Annotated in this window: 15 protein-coding genes; 8 read left to right on the top strand and 7 right to left on the bottom strand. The window is 66.6% G+C overall.

Translation table 11 applies throughout. The features are described 5' to 3' along the window. Positions 1-137 precede the first annotated feature (137 nt). Positions 138-1,685 (bottom strand): dipeptidase, encoded by a 1,548-nt coding sequence (locus tag AB4Z32_RS14590; protein WP_442122569.1) that lies wholly within the window; start codon positions 1,683-1,685, stop codon positions 138-140. A gap of 126 nt (positions 1,686-1,811) precedes the next feature. On the opposite strand from AB4Z32_RS14590, the gene AB4Z32_RS14585 reads away from it, so the two are divergent. Next, positions 1,812-2,669 (top strand): pirin family protein, encoded by an 858-nt coding sequence (locus AB4Z32_RS14585; RefSeq protein WP_442122568.1) that lies wholly within the window; start codon positions 1,812-1,814, stop codon positions 2,667-2,669. Between the two features lie 63 nt (positions 2,670-2,732). On the opposite strand, the gene AB4Z32_RS14580 is transcribed toward AB4Z32_RS14585, so the two are convergent. After that, positions 2,733-3,101, bottom strand: coding sequence for a hypothetical protein (locus tag AB4Z32_RS14580; RefSeq protein ID WP_442122567.1), 369 nt, complete (start codon positions 3,099-3,101; stop codon positions 2,733-2,735). A gap of 236 nt (positions 3,102-3,337) precedes the next feature. Then, positions 3,338-4,255, bottom strand: a complete 918-nt coding sequence (locus tag AB4Z32_RS14575; RefSeq protein WP_442122622.1) for a LysR family transcriptional regulator — start codon at positions 4,253-4,255, stop codon at positions 3,338-3,340. A 95-nt stretch (positions 4,256-4,350) separates the two neighbouring features. Here AB4Z32_RS14575 and lhgO point away from each other — a divergent pair, with 95 nt between their 5' ends. From lhgO to moaA, 4 genes are all read left to right on the top strand, one after another. Continuing rightward, on the top strand, positions 4,351-5,559 hold the full coding sequence (lhgO, locus tag AB4Z32_RS14570; RefSeq protein WP_442122566.1) for an L-2-hydroxyglutarate oxidase: 1,209 nt from the start codon (positions 4,351-4,353) through the stop codon (positions 5,557-5,559). Positions 5,560-5,637: 78 nt separating this feature from the next. Beyond that, the gene (locus AB4Z32_RS14565; RefSeq protein ID WP_442122565.1) at positions 5,638-6,945 is read left to right on the top strand and encodes an MFS transporter; all 1,308 of its coding nucleotides are present in this window, start codon (positions 5,638-5,640) and stop codon (positions 6,943-6,945) included. Positions 6,946-7,039: 94 nt separating this feature from the next. Continuing rightward, a complete protein-coding gene (locus AB4Z32_RS14560; RefSeq protein WP_442122564.1) occupies positions 7,040-8,062 on the top strand; it encodes an asparaginase in 1,023 nt (340 codons plus the stop codon). A gap of 78 nt (positions 8,063-8,140) precedes the next feature. Next, complete coding sequence (gene moaA / locus AB4Z32_RS14555; protein ID WP_442122563.1) at positions 8,141-9,190, top strand: GTP 3',8-cyclase MoaA; 1,050 nt, start codon at positions 8,141-8,143, stop codon at positions 9,188-9,190. 6 nt (positions 9,191-9,196) lie between these two features. Here the strand turns inward: moaA and AB4Z32_RS14550 are convergent, their stop codons facing one another. After that, positions 9,197-9,466 carry an ArsR family transcriptional regulator gene (locus AB4Z32_RS14550; protein ID WP_442122562.1) on the bottom strand — a complete coding sequence of 90 codons (270 nt, stop codon included), beginning with the start codon at positions 9,464-9,466 and terminating at the stop codon, positions 9,197-9,199. A gap of 231 nt (positions 9,467-9,697) precedes the next feature. Next, positions 9,698-11,176, bottom strand: a complete 1,479-nt coding sequence (locus AB4Z32_RS14545) for an aminotransferase-like domain-containing protein (protein WP_442122561.1) — start codon at positions 11,174-11,176, stop codon at positions 9,698-9,700. A 139-nt stretch (positions 11,177-11,315) separates the two neighbouring features. Between AB4Z32_RS14545 and AB4Z32_RS14540 the strand changes: the two genes are divergently transcribed. Together AB4Z32_RS14540 and AB4Z32_RS14535 are read left to right on the top strand one after the other, a co-directional pair. After that, positions 11,316-13,619 (top strand): FdhF/YdeP family oxidoreductase, encoded by a 2,304-nt coding sequence (locus AB4Z32_RS14540; protein WP_442122560.1) that lies wholly within the window; start codon positions 11,316-11,318, stop codon positions 13,617-13,619. Between the two features lie 91 nt (positions 13,620-13,710). Further along, a complete protein-coding gene (locus tag AB4Z32_RS14535) occupies positions 13,711-15,870 on the top strand; it encodes a TonB-dependent receptor plug domain-containing protein (RefSeq protein WP_442122559.1) in 2,160 nt (719 codons plus the stop codon). 19 nt (positions 15,871-15,889) lie between these two features. On the opposite strand, the gene fdhD is transcribed toward AB4Z32_RS14535, so the two are convergent. Both fdhD and AB4Z32_RS14525 read right to left on the bottom strand, forming a co-directional pair. Continuing rightward, the gene (fdhD, locus tag AB4Z32_RS14530) at positions 15,890-16,708 is read right to left on the bottom strand and encodes a formate dehydrogenase accessory sulfurtransferase FdhD (protein ID WP_442122558.1); all 819 of its coding nucleotides are present in this window, start codon (positions 16,706-16,708) and stop codon (positions 15,890-15,892) included. A 73-nt stretch (positions 16,709-16,781) separates the two neighbouring features. After that, complete coding sequence (locus tag AB4Z32_RS14525) at positions 16,782-17,639, bottom strand: hypothetical protein (protein ID WP_442122557.1); 858 nt, start codon at positions 17,637-17,639, stop codon at positions 16,782-16,784. 106 nt (positions 17,640-17,745) lie between these two features. Between AB4Z32_RS14525 and AB4Z32_RS14520 the strand changes: the two genes are divergently transcribed. Further along, positions 17,746-18,195: a MarR family winged helix-turn-helix transcriptional regulator gene (locus tag AB4Z32_RS14520; RefSeq protein WP_442122556.1), complete on the top strand. Its 450-nt coding sequence runs from the start codon at positions 17,746-17,748 to the stop codon at positions 18,193-18,195. The last annotated feature ends 35 nt before the right edge of the window (positions 18,196-18,230 follow it).

Below are 18,230 nucleotides of genomic sequence, written 5' to 3'. Positions count from 1 at the left end.
AGACCTACAGAACGATTAGAAAATTTCGCAGATTTTGGCGAGGCTTCCGCCTACATGTCAAAACGCGGGATCGAAGCGGGCGGCGGGGGTCGGAAGCGGTCCCGGACGCATCGCCGCGGGACCGCGATGGTGAATTCTTACTGCGCGAGTTCGGCCAGTACGGCCGTGTACATCTCGAGGTTCAGCAAGAGTTGCTTGAGGGTGATGAACTCGTGCTCCGAATGGCCGGTGTAGACCGTGCGCGGCATCGCCGGGCCGAAGCTGACGGCGCGCGGGAACAGGCGCGAGTTGGTGCCGCCGCCGACCGCGACCGGCTTCGGATCCTTCACGCCCGTAAAGTACGAGAACACCTTCATCAGCACCGGCAGCTGCGGCGCGTCCTGCTGGATCCAGGGCTCGCCGATCTGCACCTTCACATCGGCCAGCTGCATCGCGCCGTGCGCGCCCTGCCATTGCGCCAGCGCGGCGTTGATCTCGTTGGAGAGCTGCTGCGCGGTCTTGCCCTGCGGGCGGCGGATGTTGATCGACAGCTCGGGACCGTCCCCCTTCTGGCGGATCACGGTCGGGGCGAAGGTCATCGGCCCCATGAAGCCGTCGCGGTAGGCGATGTTGCCGAACTTCTCGCCGTAGTAGCCGGTGCCGACCATCTCGTTGAGGAAGTTGACCAGGGCGCCGGCAGGCGTGTCGGGCCAGGCCTGCACGGCCAGCGCGTCGGCCAGCATGCTGATCGCGTTCAGGCCATCCTCGGGTTTGGACGAATGCGCCGACACGCCCTTGGCCGCGATCTCCAGCTCGCCGCCCTTGCGTTCGAAGGTGTAGCGCATGCCGGTCTGCTTCGCGGCGCGCTGCCTGATCTGGGTTTCGAGCGCCGGGCTGGCGTTGGCGATGGTCGCCTGCGCGTCCTCGGGGATCTGGCTGCCGAAGAAGCCGCCGCCGAACTGCGCAACGACAGGCGAATCCTGCGCCGGCTGCGCGCCCTTCGGGAAGGTGACGGCGACCGTGCCGTAGCCCTTTTCCGCCGTCACCGCCGGGTACTCGGCGTCCAGGGTGATGTTCACCTGCGGCAGCGGATGGGTCTTCACGAAAGCGGCCAGCGGCTCCCAGTCCGATTCCTCGGCCATGTAGACGTAGAGCTCGATGCGCCTGGACAGCGGCAGCTGCAGGTCCTTCAGCGACTTCATCGCATACAGGGCGGTGGCGATCGGGCCCTTGTCGTCCTCGGCGCCGCGCGCCAGCAGCTTGCCCGGTTCGCTGGTGCGGTCCAGTTCGAAGGGCGACTTCTTCCACTTCGACGGGTCGACCGGCTGCACGTCGCCGTGCGCGATCATGCCCACGCGCTCGGCGGCGTCGGGCGCGCCCAGTCCGATCACGACCACGTGGCCGTAGTCGGCGAAATCGAGGCCGAGGCGCGCCGCCTCCGCCTTCAGGAAATTCTTGAAGCCGATGTGCTGGGGGTTGCGCTCGACGGGCAGGTCCTTGTCGGCCACCGTGTTGTAGCTGACCAGTTTGGCGAGGGTGTCGACGACGTCGTCGCGGTAGGCGGTGACGGCGTGCTTGGCGGCCTTGACCGCGGCCTCGCCCGGTACGGCGGGCGCGGCGGGTGTCGCGGGTACGGCATTGACGGCGGCGGCGGTGCCGGCGGCGAAGGCCAGCAGCAGGCAGGCCAGGGTCTTTCTTGTTTTCATTGAAGCTTGTCTCCTTGTTGCAAAAGCGCAAGGAGTCTAGCACGGCCTCAGCGGGCCGGCGCGCGCCGCCGGCAGCGCGGAATCGGTTATCGTATGGGGAAACGAACAACAGCAAAAAGGACAGGCATGAGCTACAAGACCATCCAGCGGCTGCACCCGGCCATGCGCGACGATATCGGCGACCTGATCACCCAGCGCCCGGTGCCGGGCCCGCACATCGACCAGGTCGATCCCTTCCTGTTCCTCAACCACCACGGTCCCCAGGTCTACCCGCCGCACAACGGCGGCCTGCCCTTCGGCCCGCATCCGCACCGCGGCTTCGAGACCGTCACCTTCATCCTCGACGGCATGCTGGCCCACCGCGACAGCGCCGGCCACGAAAGCGTGATCGGCCCCGGCGGCGTGCAATGGATGACGGCGGGACGCGGCATCGTGCACGCCGAGATCTCGCCGCGCGAATTCATGCAGAACGGCGGCCCGCTCGAGATTTTGCAGCTGTGGGTGAACCTGCCCCCTGGCTTGAAGATGACGGCGCCGCGCTACGTCGGCCTGCAGCGCGACCAGATCCCGGTGGTGGAAACCGACACCGGGCGGGTGCGCGTGCATCTGGTGTCGGGCGAATTCCAGGGCGTCAAGGGCCCGGTCGAATCCCTGACCGGGGTCTTCATGAGCACCGTGGAGATGCAGGCGGGCGGCCGCCTCTACCTCGACAATCTGCTGGACCGCAGCGTCTTCCTGTACGTGGTGCGCGGCGTCATCAGCATTGCGCCGGACACCGTCGGCCCCTTCCACCTGGCCCAATTCGACACCGTCGGCGACGAACTGGAAATCATCGCGGAAAAGGACTGCCTGCTGCTGCTCGGGCACGCCGAACCGATCGGCGAGCCGGTCGTCGCACACGGCCCCTTCGTGATGAACACCCGCGAAGAGATCAACCAGGCGATCCTGGATTACCAGGCGGGACGCTTCGGGGATCCCTTCTGAGGAATGAATCGCCGGCCCGGTCCCATCGGCCAGGCCGGCCGCTTGATGTGTCCGTACAAGGTATCAGCGGCGGAACTGGGTCAGCTGCACGTTGTCCGGGAAAGCCTCTTCGTCGATCTCCACCCGTGCGCCGCTGTTTTTCGCCACGAACTCGGTGCGCGACAGGGGGAGCAGTTGTTCGCGCTTGCCGTCGACTTCCATGAACATCTTGCTGTCGCGGCTGGTCAGGCGCAGCATGCGGCCATCCTTCAGCTTGAAGGAGCCGGTGGCGTCCGCGGCCTGGCCCGGCGTCAGGTGGATCAGCTGGCTGGTATTGCCGTACACGGTCACGGTGCTGCCGTCGGCGCTGACGGCCACCGGTGCGGGTTCGGCCAGGGCCAGGGTCGAGACTGCGGCGGCGCCGATGAAGGCCAGGACTTGTTTGATGCGCATGATTGCTCCCATTCACTATTCGATATAAATCACGGACCGAAGGCGCCTCATCAAAACAATTTATGATCGCGCTACGGGTCCACCGTTTTTCATATCGCCGCATCCCAAAATGTGCGGCGAGTGATGGAAGTGTATTCAGGCCCTCGACAAGCGTCAGCCGGTATCCGCCGAAGCGTCGAAAACGCGGGATGAAATGCCGAAAACCGGCGCCAAAGCGTTGGCAATATGTATAGAAATCAGACCAGCAAAGGCAGGCGCGCGTCGGCGGAAAAGTCCACCGCACTCCTCGCCCGCGCCAGCATCTGGTCGACCAGGGGGCGCGAATCGCCGCGCCGCCACTGGAAGGAATAGGTGAGCGGCCTCGGCACGTGCTCGTCGCTCAGGATGCACACGAGGCCCTCGCCTACCAGCTTGCGCGCCCATGCCTCGGGCAGAATGCCCACGCCGACCGATGCGATCAGCATCCCGGCAATCGCACCCCAGTTGTTGCAGCTGATCCGTTCAACCGCCGCGATCCCGTGCGCCAGCAGCCAGTCGTCGATCAGGCGCGTGGTCCCGGCGCCGGGCGGCAAGGCAATGATCGGCTGCCTGGCCCGGATCATCCCGGGCACGCTCCCATACTGCGCCGCCGCCGCCGGTGTTGCCGTCCATACGAACTGCGCCTGCGCGATCGGCTGCGACAGCATGGTCTGGCGCGACGAGCGGCCGGCGATGATGGCGAAGTCGAGCTCGCCGTTATCCACCTTCGCCTCGAGCACTGCGCCAACGTCGACATAAGGTTCCAGCACCAGCTTCGGGTACTGCGCCCTTGCCTGCGCGATGAAACGGGGCAGCCAGGTCAGGGCGCTGAGCTCACCGACACCGAAGGCGCAGCGGCCGACCAGGCCTGCGCCCGGCGCGAAGGTATTGCGGATGCCGGCGGCGGCATCGAGCAAGTCCAGCGCCCGCGGCAACAGGCCTTGCCCAGCCTCCGTCATGACCGCGCGATGGCCGCTGCGATCGAACAGGCTCACGCCGAGCGACTCTTCGAGCTCGGCAATACGCTTGGACAGCGAAGAGACCGACAGGTGCAGGCGCTCGGCCGCGATGGCGAAATTCGCGCAGCTTGCCGCCCAATAGAAAGCCTCGAGTTGTTTGAACGTCATTGCCAGCATTTGTTCGACAAAAGGAAACAAGTTTATCTGAAATTTTTCGCTTTTCATCGATATTCATGCCGCTAACATGCGAGTGTCATTCTCGAAAGGTGTGTATGAGCAAGAAGCGCTATGCCGTCATTGGCGGCGGTATCAATGGACTGTCGGTGGCCCGGCAATTGTTGCTGGACGATCCGGACGCCTCGGTCACGGTATTCGAAAAAGAGACGGCGGTTGCGCAGCACCAGTCGAGCCATAACTCCGGCGTGGTGCACGCCGGCCTGTACTACGAACCCGGCGGCCTCAAGGCGCGCCTGTGCCGCCGCGGCGTCGAACTGGTCAGGAACTACTGCCTCGAACATGCCATCCCCTACGACGAGTGCGGCAAAGTGGTCGTCGCCCTCAACGAGGAAGAACTGCCGCGCCTCGATGCCATCTACAAGAAATCGCTGAACAACAAGGTGCCCGGCGTGCGCATGGTCGGCCCGGAAGAGCTGCGCGAGATCGAGCCGAACTGCATCGGCATCCGCGCCCTGCATTCGCCGCATACCGCCATCGTCAGTTACGGGCAGATCGCCCGCCGCATCGCCCAGGAGATCGAGGAAAAAGGCGGCAGCATCCGCCTGAATGCACCGGTATCCCGCCTGATCGAACGCGGCGGCCAGATCCATGTCGAACTCGAGAGCGGTGAAGTGCATCCCGGGCATTTCGACTTCGCAATCGCCTGCTCCGGCCTCCAGTCGGACCGCCTGGCCCAGCGCTCCGGAGACGAGGCGACCCCGAAAATCGTGCCTTTCTTCGGCCAGTACTACGTCATCGACGAGGCCTTCAAGTCGCACGTCAAAGGTCTGATCTATCCGGTCCCCGACCCGCGCTTCCCCTTCCTCGGTGTGCATTTCACGAAGCGCATCGACGGCCAGATGACCATCGGCCCGAACGCCTTCATCTCGCTCGGCCGGGAAAATTACGACGGCAAGCGTTTCAGCGCGCGCGATATCGCCGACTTCCTCACCTATGCCGGCTTCTGGAAATTTGCATCGCGTAATGTGCCCGCCACGCTGCGCGAACTGAAGACGGTCCTCAGCGAATCGGTGTTCGTGCGCGAAGCCGCCAAGTATGTACCGAGCCTGTCCGAGGTCGGCGTGACCCCGGCCGTGCGCGGCATCCGGGCCCAGGCCATGCAGGGCGATGGCTCCCTGGTGGACGATTTCGTCATCCGCCGCCAGGGAAATATCACGCACATCCGCAACGCACCGTCGCCGGGCGCCACCTCGTCGATGGCGATTGCCGAGTACATCGTGCGCGAAGTGATTCCCGGCCGCTGAATCGCGGCCCGCCAGCGATTCTATTCAACAGATACCAGATAACACATAACAACCAGGATCCAAGGAGACATTATGGAGATGCGCAAACCCGATTGGGAAACGCCAGAACAGGCGGCCAGCCGCCTGAAGCGGGTGGCAACCGCGACCATCGTCGGCTCGATGCTCGAGTGGTACGACTTTTATTTGTACGCGACGATGGCATCGATCGTCTTCAGCAAGGTGTTCTTCGATGCGTCGAATCCGTCGACCGCGTCGATGATGGCATTTTCCACCTTCGCCATCGGCTTCGTGGCGCGCCCGCTCGGCGGCGTGTTGTTCGGCTACTTCGGCGACCGCTTCGGCCGCAAGAAGCTGCTTTACGTGACCTTCTTCCTGATGGGTGTCTGCACGACCGCCATCGGCCTGATTCCTTCCTACGCAACGATCGGCTTCTGGGCCCCGTTGCTGCTGGTCGTCATCCGTATCCTGCAGGGCCTGGGCGCCGGCGCCGAGTTTGCCGGCGCCTCCGTGACCTCGTACGAGCATGCCAGCGACGACAGGCGCGGCCGCCAGGGCTCCTGGCCGGCGCTCGGCCTGAACCTCGGCCTCCTGCTGTCGTCCTTCACGGTCTACCTGCTGACCCTCGGCGGCGACAAATTCCTGCAGAGCGGCGGCTGGCGCATCCCCTTCCTGCTCAGCTCCGTGCTGGTGATGGTCGGCATCTGGGTCCGCAAGCGCCTGCCGGAAACGCCGGAATTTGACCGGGCTGCAGCCGGCGGCGCCGAGAAAAAGCCGTTCAAGGAACTGTTCGGCACCAACCGCGCCGGCCTGCTGGTCGTCTTCCTGGTCGCGATCGGCTACAACGCCCTGAGCTACATCTTCAAGACCTTCTCACTGGCCTATCTGACCCAGTTCAAGGGTGTCTCCGCGAACGTGACCTCGCTGTCGGTGACGCTCGCGAGCCTGGTTGCCATCGTCGCCGTGCCGACCTTCGGCTGGCTGTGCGACAAGTACAGCAGCAAGAAGGTGCTGATCGTCGGCGGCCTGCTGTCGGCACTGTTCGCCTATCCCTTCATGGCGCTGCTGGCCAGCGGCCAGAATTCGCTGATCTACGCCGCCCTGATCGTCGGCACCGGCATCCTGGCGCCGATGATGTTCGCGCCGCAAGGCTCCTTCCTCAGCCGCCAGTTCTCGGTGCAGAGCCGCTCCACCGGCATGGGCGCGGCGCGGGAAATCGGCACCGCGATCGCCGGCGGACTCGCGCCATTGTGGGCGCTGTCCATGGTCGCCAGCTCGCCCGGCCATGCCACCGGGGGCGTCGTCCTGATCCTGGCCGCTTCGGGCCTGATCCTCTCGCTGGGCTCGGCATTCGACCAGGGACACCGCTTCAGCAAGCACAAGAACTGAGCAGGATTGCCGCAGATGCATGGGTTTTCGCGTCCTGCGCGCCCCGGTGCGAATATCCGCTAGAGTTTCGGAATCGATCATCAGGACGACACCCATGCATCCAGTCCCCCTCGTCGCCACCAGCCGTGGCTATCCGGAGACCGGCTACCCGGTCGAGAACATCCATTTCGGTTCGATCGCCGTGGTCGACGCCGCCGGCCGCCTGCTGTACTCCAGCGGCGATCCCGACGCCATGGTCTTCACGCGGTCGGCGCTGAAGCCCTTCCAGGCCCTGCCCTTCATGCTGGCCGACGGCCCGGCGCGCCTTGGCCTCACGCTCGACGAACTGGCCCTGCTGTGCGCCAGCCACTCGGGCGAGGAAAAGCACCTGGCGGGCGTCCAGTCCATCCTCGGCAAGATCGGCCTCGACGAGACCCACCTCGAATGCGGCTGCGCCACCCCGCTATACTACGACGCGGTCGGCCTGCCGCCGCCGGCCGGGCGGCGCTGGCGCACGGTCCACCACAACTGCTCGGGCAAGCACAGCGGCTTCCTGGCCTGGTGCCGCCTGCACGACGTACCGACCGCCGGCTATGTCGGCCCCGGCCACCCGCTGCAGCAGGCGATCCGCACCACACTGGCCGAGGCCGTGCAGATGAACGAGGAAAACCTGCCGACCGGGATCGACGGCTGCTCGGCGCCCAACTATGCGATGCCGCTGGCGCGCCTGGCCCACCTGTATGCGCGCCTGGCGCAAGGCGGCCGCGATGCGCGCCTGGGCAGCGTGCTGGGCGACCTGTTCGATGCGATGACCAAGCGGCCCGACCTGGTGTCCGGCGAGGCGCGCACCGACCTCGCCTGGATGACGGCCGGCCGCGGCGACTGGGTGGCGAAGATCGGCGCCGACGCGGTGCAGGCGATCGGCGTGCGCTCGGCCGGCATCGGCATCGCGATCAAGGTCGCGGACGGCGCCGTGCGCGCCCTGCATCCGTCCACCTTCAGCGCGCTCGAGCAGCTCGGCCTGCTGGACGCGCAGCGCCGCGAACTGCTCGAACCCTGGCGCGCGCCGGCGATCCTGAATGCGCGCGGCATGCCGGCCGGCGAGGTGCGCGCCGTGTTCACCCTGCAGCCGGGCTGACGCCAGCGGAACTGTACTGCCTGCGCCCAGGCCCGACTGTATGCACGCGGTGCGCGCAAGCGCTGCTATCCTCGCCGCATGAATCCATTCCTGCCCGCGACGGGCCTCACCGACACCTTGATGCGCCCCCTCAAGGACTTGCGGCTATCCGTCATCGACCAGTGCAACTTCCGCTGTACCTACTGCATGCCCAAGGAAGTCTTCACGCGCGACTACCCTTTCCTGCGCGCGGCAGAGCGCCTGTCCTTCGACGAGATGACGACGCTTGCCAGGACCTTCGTCGGCCTGGGAGTGGAAAAGATCCGGATCACCGGCGGCGAGCCGCTGCTGCGCAAGGACCTGCCGCGCCTCGTCGAAGCGCTGGCGCGACTGGAGACACCGGCCGGCAAGCCGGTCGAGATCGCGATGACGACCAATGGTGCCCTGCTCGCGGCGCAGGCGCGCGCGCTCAGGGATGCGGGCCTGGGCCGCGTGACCGTCAGCCTCGACGCGCTCGACGATGCCGTGTTCCGCGCCATGAACGACGTCGACTTCCCGGTCGCCCGGGTGCTCGACGGGATCGAGGCCGCGCAGGCCGCCGGACTGGCGCCGGTGAAGGTGAACGCGGTGATCAGCAGGACCCGCAACGCGCACCAGGTCCTGCCGCTGGCGCGCCATTTCCGCCACAGCGGCGTCAATCTGCGCTTCATCGAATACATGGACGTCGGCGGCGCCGAAGGCTGGCGGCTCGACCAGGTGGTGACCGCGGCGGAGATGCGCGCGCTGATCGGCAGCGAGTTCGCGCTGGTCCCGCAGCCGGGACATGCCAGCGATACCGCCAACGGCTTTCGCTACGCCGACGGCGGCGGCGAGGTCGGATTCATCGCCAGCGTATCGAAGCCGTTTTGCGGCGACTGCACCCGCGCCCGCGTCAGCGCCGACGGCAAGCTGTTCCTGTGCCTGTTCGCGGCGCGTTCGGTCGACTTGCGTCCTTGGCTGCGTGCCGGCCGGACCGGCCAGCTGGCGCAGACGATCCGCGCCAGCTGGAGCACGCGCGCCGACCGCTATTCGGAACAGCGCGGCGCGCTGCGGAGGCACGGCGGTGCGGGACGCTATCCGGTAGTCCGCATGTCGCTGGTCGGAGGATAAGAGCTCTCAGGCGCCGAACCAGCCGGCGCACAGCTCGCGCCCGGCCGCCGTCAGCGTCACGCTGCCGCCGCCCTCCTCGTGCGCCGCCACCTGCACCCAGCCGGCCTCGGACAGCAGGCTCAGTTGCCGCGTCAGGACGCTCATCGGGCGCCGCGTGCGCTTGCTGGCCCGCGCCAGCGAACAGGACCTGGACGGCGCCTCCTGCGCCATCCGCCACAGCTGTTCGAGCAGGCCGGCCAAGGCCGCCTCGCCCTCGTTCATTTGTTCATTGCTCATGTCCATCGCCGCAGCATACTGCGGCCAGCCCGGGGGCAAGGAATACAGATGCATCGGGACAGGACGGACACAGCGCTCGGGCGACTGTATCCTTTTCATGTGAGCAGTTCTGTACCGCAGAGCAGGTTACGGCTGCGCCGACACTAGCGGTCTTTTGCGGTATCCGAAAGCTCTACCATGTTCGACACGACGATTGACCAGCTCGCCGACTCCGGCGCCGCTGCGCGAACGCTAGGAAGCGTCCCCGGCCAGTTCGGCCACCAGGCGGCCGAGCCGCTTCACCGCGGCTTCGACGCGGGCGCTCCACGGGTAGCTGTAGTTCAGCCGGATGAAATGATCGAAGCTGCCGCGCGCCGAGAACATATTCCCGGGGCCGACCGTGATCCCCTCTTCGAGCGCGCGCGCATACAGCGTCATCGCATCGACCCCGCCGGGCAGCTCCACCCACAGCACATAGCCGCCCTTCGGCTCGCTCACCCGCGTTCCTTCCGGGAAGAAGCGCAGCACGGCCGCGGACATGATCCGCGCCTGCTGCGCGAAGGCCTTGCGCATCTTGCGCAGGTGGGCGTCATAGCCGTCGTTCTGCAGGTATTCGGCGATCGCCAGTTGCGGCAGCGAGGAGGTCGCCAGGGTATTCAGGAACTTCAGCTTTTCCACCTCGGCCGTGTAGCGGCCCGGCAGGCACCAGCCGATCCGGTAGGCCGCCGTCAGGCTCTTCGAGAACGAGGCGCAATGCAGCACCAGCCCCCTGGTGTCGAAGGACTTCAGCGAGGTCGGATGGCTGTCGCCGTAATACAGCTCGTGGTAGACGTCGTTCTCGATGACCGGGATCCCGTGCGTCCCCAGCAGCTCGACCAGCGCGCGCTTGCGCTCGTCGCTCATCTGGAAACCGAGCGGATTCTGGAAGTTCGGCATCACCATGCAGGCGGCGATCTTCTGGCTGGCGATGACTTCGGCCAGCGCCTCGAGATCGATGCCCTCCTTCCGATCCGTCACCACCTCCACGGCGCGCATCCCGAGCCGCTCGATCGCATGCAGCATGGCGTAGTAGGTCGGCGACTCGACCGCGATGGTGTCGCCCGGCCGCGCCACCGCCTGCAGGCACAGGTTGATCGCCTCGGTCGCCCCGACCGTGACGATGATCTCGCCCGGATCGACCGCGAGGCCGTTCTCGAGGTGGCGGCGGGCGATCTGCCGGATCAGCTGCGGATGCCCCGGCGGCAGGTCGTTCATCACGCTCCACTCCTGGTGGCGGCGCGCGATCGCATTGGCGTACTGGCTGAGGCGCTTCCACGGGTAGCTGGACGGATCCGCATACGGCGATCCGAGCGGCACCGCGCCGCCGGTGTGGATCGAGCGCAGGGTCTTGAGCACCAGCCGGCTGACGTCGACCTCGGACGACAGCATCAGCGGCGCAGGGACGTGCGACGGCGGCGCCGCCGGCTTGACGCGCGGGCGCACGAAATAGCCGGATTGCGGCCGGCTCTCGACGATGCCGCGGCTTTCGAGCAGCACGTAGGCCCGCAGCACCGTGGTGATGCTCAGGTTGTGATGCTGGCTGGTCTGGCGTATCGAGGGGATTTTTTCGCCTTCGAGCAGGACGCCGCTGGCGATCTGGCTCTCGATTTCCGCGGCGAGGGTTTCATACAGTGTGGGCACGCCGGCAGTATAGCCGAAGGGCTGCGGCGCTGCCGGAGGCTGCCGTTCCATGTTCCGTACTGTGCTCCTGTCAACAGGAGGATTGTGTGCACGCTGCCGTCGGGTAAGCGGGCGTACTCTGTCGACTCGACTCGGACCGGCACCACGTCGCGCCGGCCGTGTCGCCAGATACAGGAGTACAGGAGTAATCGTGGGAAAACAAAACAACGAAGGTTTCGTCGCGCCCTACACCCATGCCGCCGCCGGCTGGGGTGCGGTCAAGCAGGTGGCGATCAACCTGTTCAGGGAAAAGGTCAGCGGCAGCAATTACAAGACGCTGTTCAGGCAGAACCAGCCGGACGGCTTCGACTGTCCGGGCTGCGCCTGGCCGGACCGCGCGCATGCATCGACCTTCGAATTCTGCGAGAACGGCGTGAAGGCGGTCGCCGCTGAAGCGACCAGCAAGCGCGTCGGTCCGGATTTCTTCGCGCGCCACACCGTGGCCGAACTGATGCGGCAATCGGACTATGAACTGGAGCAGCACGGCCGCCTGACGGACCCGTTGGTCTACGACGGCGCCAGCGACAAATACGTGCCGATCGCCTGGGCGGACGCCTTCGCCCTGGTCGGGCGCCACTTGCAGGCCCTGCCCGACCCGAACCAGGCCGCCTTCTACACCTCCGGCCGCGCCAGCAACGAGGCGGCCTTCCTGTTCCAGCTGTTCGTGCGCCTGTACGGCACCAACAACTTTCCCGACTGCTCGAACATGTGCCACGAGCCGACCAGCCGCGGCCTGCCCGGCACGGTGGGCATCGGCAAGGGCACCGTCACCCTGGAAGACTTCGAACAAGCCGACACCCTGCTGATCTTCGGCCAGAACCCGGCCACCAACCACCCGCGCATGCTGGGCGAGCTGCGCGCCTGCGCCAAGCGCGGCGCCACCATCGTCTCGATCAACCCGCTCAAGGAACGCGGCCTGGAACGCTTCACCGACCCGCAGGCCCCGCTCGAGATGCTGACCAATTCCAGCACCAGGATCGGCACCCTGTTCGTGCAGCCGAAGCTGGCCGGCGACCTGGCCCTGATCAAGGGCGTCGCCAAGCGCGTGATCGAACTGGACGACGCCGCCCTCGAAGCCGGCCTGGCGCGCGTCATCGACGCCGGCTTCATCGCCCGCCACACCACCGGCTTCGAGGCCTTCGCCGCCGACCTGCGGGCCGAGAGCTGGGACGACATCCTGACGGAGTCCGGGGTCGCGCGCGCGCGGCTGGAGGAGCTGGCCCAGGTCTACGTCAAGGGCAAGCGCGTGATCGCGACCTGGGGCATGGGCCTTACCCAGCACAAGAATTCGCTGGCGGCGGTGCAGCTGCTGTCCAACCTCATGATGATGCGCGGAAATATCGGCCGTCCCGGCGCCGGCCTGTGCCCGGTGCGCGGCCACTCCAACGTGCAGGGCGACCGCACCGTCGGCATCGAGGAGCAGCCCTCCCAGGCCTTCCTCGACCGCCTCGGCAAGGCCTTCGACTTCGAGCCGCCGCGCCACCACGGCTACGACGTGGTCGAGACCATCAAGGCGATGCTGGACGGCCGGGTCAAGGTCTTCATCGGCCTGGGCGGCAACTTCGCCATCGCCACCCCGGACACCCCGCTCACCTTCCAGGCCCTGCGATCCTGCGCGCTGACGGTGCACGTGACCACCAAGCTGAATCGCAGCCACCTGGTGCACGGCCAGGACGCCCTGATCCTGCCGACCCTGGGACGCACCGAGATCGACCTGCAGCAGGGCGTCGCGCAAGGCGTGACGGTCGAGGATTCGATGAGCATGGTGCACATCTCCTACGGCATGAACAAGCCGGCCTCGCCCAACCTGCTGTCCGAACCGGCGATCGTCGCCGGCATGGCCGCGGCGACCCTGGGCAGCACCAAGGTCGACTGGAACTGGCATGTGGCCGACTACGCGCGCATCCGCGATGCCATCGAGCGCTCGATCGCCGGCTTCCAGGAGTACAACGCGCGGGTGGCGGTGCCCGGCGGCTTCCATTTGAAGGTCGCCTCGCGCGAGCGCGAATGGGTCACGGCCAGCGGCAAGGCGCAGTTCGTGGTGCAGGAAATCGACAAGGACACGCCGATCCACCGCGCGCGCGCGCGCCACGGCGAGCGCCTTCTGGTGCTGATGACGACCCGCTCGCACGACCAGTACAACACCACGATCTACGGCATGGACGACCGCTACCGCGGCGTGTTCGGCATGCGCCGGGTCTTGTTTGCCAACCGGCTCGACCTGAAGATGCTCGGCTTGCAGAACGGCCAGTGGGTCGACATCACCAGCGTATGGGATGACGGCGTCGAACGCCGCGCCGAGCGCTTCATGCTGGTCGAATACGACATCCCGCGCGGCTGCCTGGGCGCCTACTACCCCGAGACCAATGCGCTGGTGCCGCTCGACAGCGTGGCGACCGGCGCCGGCACGCCGACCTCGAAATCGATTCCGGTGCTGCTCAGCGCCTGCGCATAAGGGTAGTCAACGAAAGTTCTTGTTGCTAGTAATTTATAGTGCTATTGTTTAGCACATTAATTACTATACAACACCCCTCTTTCATATGCAGATGAAAAAACTGGCGGCGGCACTTTCCGTGGCGCTGGCTGCGGCATCCGCGCATGCCCGGCAAGCCGCGAGCGACGGCGACGGCAAGCAAGCGCAGGGCAGCACCGTGCAGCAGGTCGAGGTACGCGGCGCGTTCGACGCCTACGACCCACGCCGCGACGATACCGCCGCCAGGATCGTCATCAACCATGACGAGATCGTCCGCTACGGCGACACCAGCATCCTCGACGTGCTCAAGCGCGTGCCCGGCATCACGATCAGCGGTAGTGGTGGGCGCGGCAGCGAAGTGCAGATGCGCGGCCTGGGCAAGGGCTATACGCAGATCCTGATCAACGGCGAACGCGCGCCAAACGGCTTCACGCTGGACTCCCTGGCGCCCGACTTGATCGAACGCATCGAGGTGCTGCGCGCCGCGAGCGCCGAGTTCTCGACCCAGGGTATCGCCGGCACCATCAACATCGTGCTGAAGAAAACCGTGAAGGCCGGCCAGCGCCAGCTGAAGCTGGGCTTCGAGCGCGCCAACTGGACGCTCGGCCCGAACGCCAACCTGCAGATGTCCGACAAGGCCGGCAAACTGGCCTGGTCGATCACCGCCAACTACGCCCACCAGCATCTGGACCGCACCGTGCTGAGCGACCAGGAATTCGACGACGCGGCGGGCAAGCTGCTTGGCCTGCGCCAGGGCCGCCAGTTCGAATCGGGACGCTTCTCGAGCTACAACCTGAGCCCGCGCCTGATCTGGACCCTGGACAACGGCGACACCGTGACCTCGCAAACGCTGGTGAACGTCGGCCGCTTCGAAAACGACAACCGTACGCAGATCGCCGCCCTGCTGGGTAGCCCGCCCTTTTATCCCGACCTCCGGCAGACCATGAGCAACGACTACAAGATGCTGCGCGAGGAGGGCAACTGGGTGCACAAATTCGATTCCGGCGCCAAGCTCGATGCGAAGCTGAGCGCGACCGTCGGCGCGGGGGCGAACGCGACCTATCGCGCCGCGGATCCGGATCTGCATGAACTGGTCCAGTCGAACGCGACCTTCCGCGAGGTCAACACGATGGGCAAGTTCACCAGCGCGAGCTGGGAAGGCCATGCGCTGGCCTTCGGCTGGGATGGCGGGGTGCAGCACGAGAACGATGCGCGGCGCGATCGCGATTCGGTGCGGCCGACCGTGCCTCTGCCGGGCGGCGACGAGTTCTACATCGCCGACCTCACGCGCCTGGCGCTGTACGCCCAGGACGAGTGGAACGTCACGCCGCGCTGGTCGGTGTACCTGGGCGCGCGCTGGGAAGGCATCCAGACCCGCATCGCCGGCAACACCTTCGCGACGGTGCATAAGCGATCGAGCGTCTGGAGCCCGCTGTTCCAGACCTTGTACAAGCTGCCCGGGTCCAACGGCGACCAGCTGCGCTTCGCGCTAACCCGCACCTACAAGGCACCGAACTTGCAAGCCATGATCCCGCACCGCTTCACTTCGGTCAACAACGACCAGACCCAGCCCGACGACACCGGCAACCCGGACCTGAAACCGGAACTGGCGCTCGGCATCGACGCCGCCTACGAACACTACTGGGCCGAGGGTGCGCTGCTGTCGGCCGCGGTCTCGGCGCGCAACATCGACAACAACACGCGCCTCCAGACCGTGTTCGACGGTACCCGCTGGGTCACGCGTCCGGTCAACACCGGCAGCGCGCGGGCGAGGAGCATCGAATTGGAAGCCAAGTTCCCGCTGAAGGCGCTGTTCGAAACCACCACCGCGCTCGACCTGCGCGCCAGCGTGTCGCGCAACTGGTCCAGCGTCGACAACGTGCCGGGTCCGAACAACCGCCTGATGGGCCAGACGCCGTTTTCGAGCACGCTGGGCGCCGACTACAAGCGTGGCGCGTTCTCGGCCGGCGGCAGCTTCGCCTTCAAGACCGGCGGCGAAGTGCGGGTTTCGAACAATCAGCTGACCTACGAGAGCGTGCGCCGCAACCTCGACCTGTACGCCCTGTGGAAATTCGATCCCAAGCGCCAGTTGCGCATCGCCGCATCCAACCTGCTCGGCCAGGACAGCATCACTGCCAGCAGCTATACGGTGGCCGGCCAGGACACCCAGCGCAGTCGCACGGTCTATCCGGGTTCGGCGACCTTGCGCGCCACGCTGGAGACCATGTTCTAACGGACCCGCCGAAGGGCAATCAGGTGTATTCGACGAAGCCGTCGCGGCGGCAGAAGCTGGCCAGCTTCAGGCCGGCCTGGGCCGCAATGTCGATCGCCAGCGAACTGGGCGCGGAGATCGTCGCCAGCATCGGGATGCCCATGCGCGCGGTCTTGCGTGCGAGCTCGTAGCTGGCGCGGCTGGACATGAAGACGAAGCCGCCACGCAGGTCGGCGCGCGCCAGGGCCAGGTGGCCGACCAGCTTGTCGAGCGCATTGTGGCGGCCGACGTCCTCGAACACGGCGGCGATGGCGCCGTCCAGCCCGCACCAGGCCGCCGCATGCACGCCGCCGGTCTCCCGCATCAGGGTCTGGTGGCGCGGCAGTTCGGCGGCGGCGCGCGCGATGGCCGCGCCGGGGTCCGCCGGCAGCGCCGCCGGCGCCATCTTTTCCGGCGCCAGGTCGAGCAGTTCCAGGCTTTCGATGCCGCACACCCCGCAGCCTGTACGTCCGGCCAGCGCGCGGCGCCGTCCCTTCAGGCGCTGGAAGGCTTCCTGGGCCACGGTCAGCTCGACCTCGGCCGCGCGCGCATGCAGGCGCAGTTCGATGTCGTAGATCTGCGCACGGCTGTCGACCAGCCCCTCGGTCAGCGCGAAGCCGGCCGCGAAGGCCTCGAGGTCGCGCGGGGTGACCATCATGACCACCTGCGAAATGCCGTTCACCACCAGGGCCAGCGGCATCTCCTCGGCCACATTGTCATGCGCCGCGCCATGGCTGGCGCCGCGGTGGCGCACGATGGGCCGCAGCTGGAAGCCGGCCGGCTCCGCCCGCGCGGCGTGTTCTGCAATCGATTCTCTCATGTGCCCGATGGTAGCCTGACGGCATCCGGCGTGGCGCGCACAGAAGCCGGCGCGGCGCGGGAATACAGTTCGCTCAGGTGACTTCCAGGCGCAGGCGCTGGGTCAGCGCGTCGAGCACCTGGGCGTCGCTCCAGTAGACCGTGTGCGACAGCGGGTTCCAGCTCTTCAGGATCCAGGTCACCACGCCCTGCCCCGCATTGATCGCGCGGTCGTCGACCAGTTCGGCGTAGCCCGGCGAGAGCGGCTGCAGCGGCCAGCCCAGCGCGTCGTCGGGGTCATAGAAGTTGATCCACTCGAAGCCGGGCGTCGGCAGCGCGATCGGCTTGATGTCCATCTGCTTGTGGGCCGCGCAGAAGATCGGGATGTTGCAGCCGGTGGTGACGAAGGCGCTGCAGGTGGCGCCGGCCATGAAGTGCCGGTCGCTGTCGCTCAGGCGCGCCCCCAGCGCGCGCATGGCCCAGGCGTCGACGTCCTTCCACACCCCGGCCAGGACCTGGCCGCCCGCCAGCGCCTTCTGCGCATCGTAGATATAGCTGGACAGCACCTGGCAGCCCAGCGACTGCGCCAGGAACACCACCCGCGCCGACGGGTCCTGCCTGGCCACGCCCAGCAGCTGGCGCGCGATCGCCGCCTGCGCCAGTTCATACACCGAGCCGTCGATCTCCTTGCGGTTCTCCAGCCCGGCGGCGTCGCCGAAGCCGAACAGCAGGAAGCGGCGCAGGTCGGCATAGTGCAGGCGGGTGGTGTCGCTGACCCTGGCCCACACGGTTTCCTGGTTGGGCTTGAGGATGTCCTGGTAGTAGATCGAGCGGAAATCGACCTGGCCGGACAAGGGTCCCAGCCGTGCAGCCACGGCCTGGAACAGCTTTTCGGCGTAATCGCGCGGCGTCTCTCCCATGCCGTGGACGGTCAGCAATGCGGCTTGCGGCATCTTCCCTCCTCACTCATCGTTATGTCCATTCTGACACGACACGCTCTTTACAACTCAACTTGCATAAACTAAACTCGATAGATTCCTATCGATTCGAATTCTAACGATGAGCGATCTACCTGAATCTCCGATCGGAGAGCGCTTCTCCGCCGCCGTGCACAACACGGCGCGCGGCTGGCGCCTCCTGATCGACAAGCAACTGAAGCACCTGGGCATCGGCCAGGCCGGCTGGATGACCATCGCCATGATCGCCAAGTCGGGCGAGCCGATGTCGCAGCGCGCGCTGGCCGACCTGGTCGGCGTCGAAGGCCCGTCGATGGTGTCGATGCTCGACCGCCTCGAGCGCGAAGGCCTGGTCACGCGCGCGCCCTCGCCCACCGACCGCCGCGTCAAGCTGGTCCACCTGACCGATGCCGGCACCACCTTGTACAAGCAGGTGAAGGAGCAGGCCAATGCCGTGCGCCTGGCCCTGCTGGGCGACATCGACCCGGCCCGGCTCGAGGCCGCCACCGAGCTGCTGGAACTGCTGCGCGCGCGCATCGAGGAACAGCTGTGAGCGCAGCCACGGCGAACGCGGCGCCGGCCTCCGGG

It is taken from the genome of Massilia sp. 2TAF26, assembly GCF_052115005.1.
In the GTDB taxonomy this organism is placed as follows: domain Bacteria; phylum Pseudomonadota; class Gammaproteobacteria; order Burkholderiales; family Burkholderiaceae_D; genus Telluria.
The sequence above is the reverse complement of the archived record's forward strand: the minus strand, read 5'-3'. Positions and strand labels throughout refer to the sequence as shown.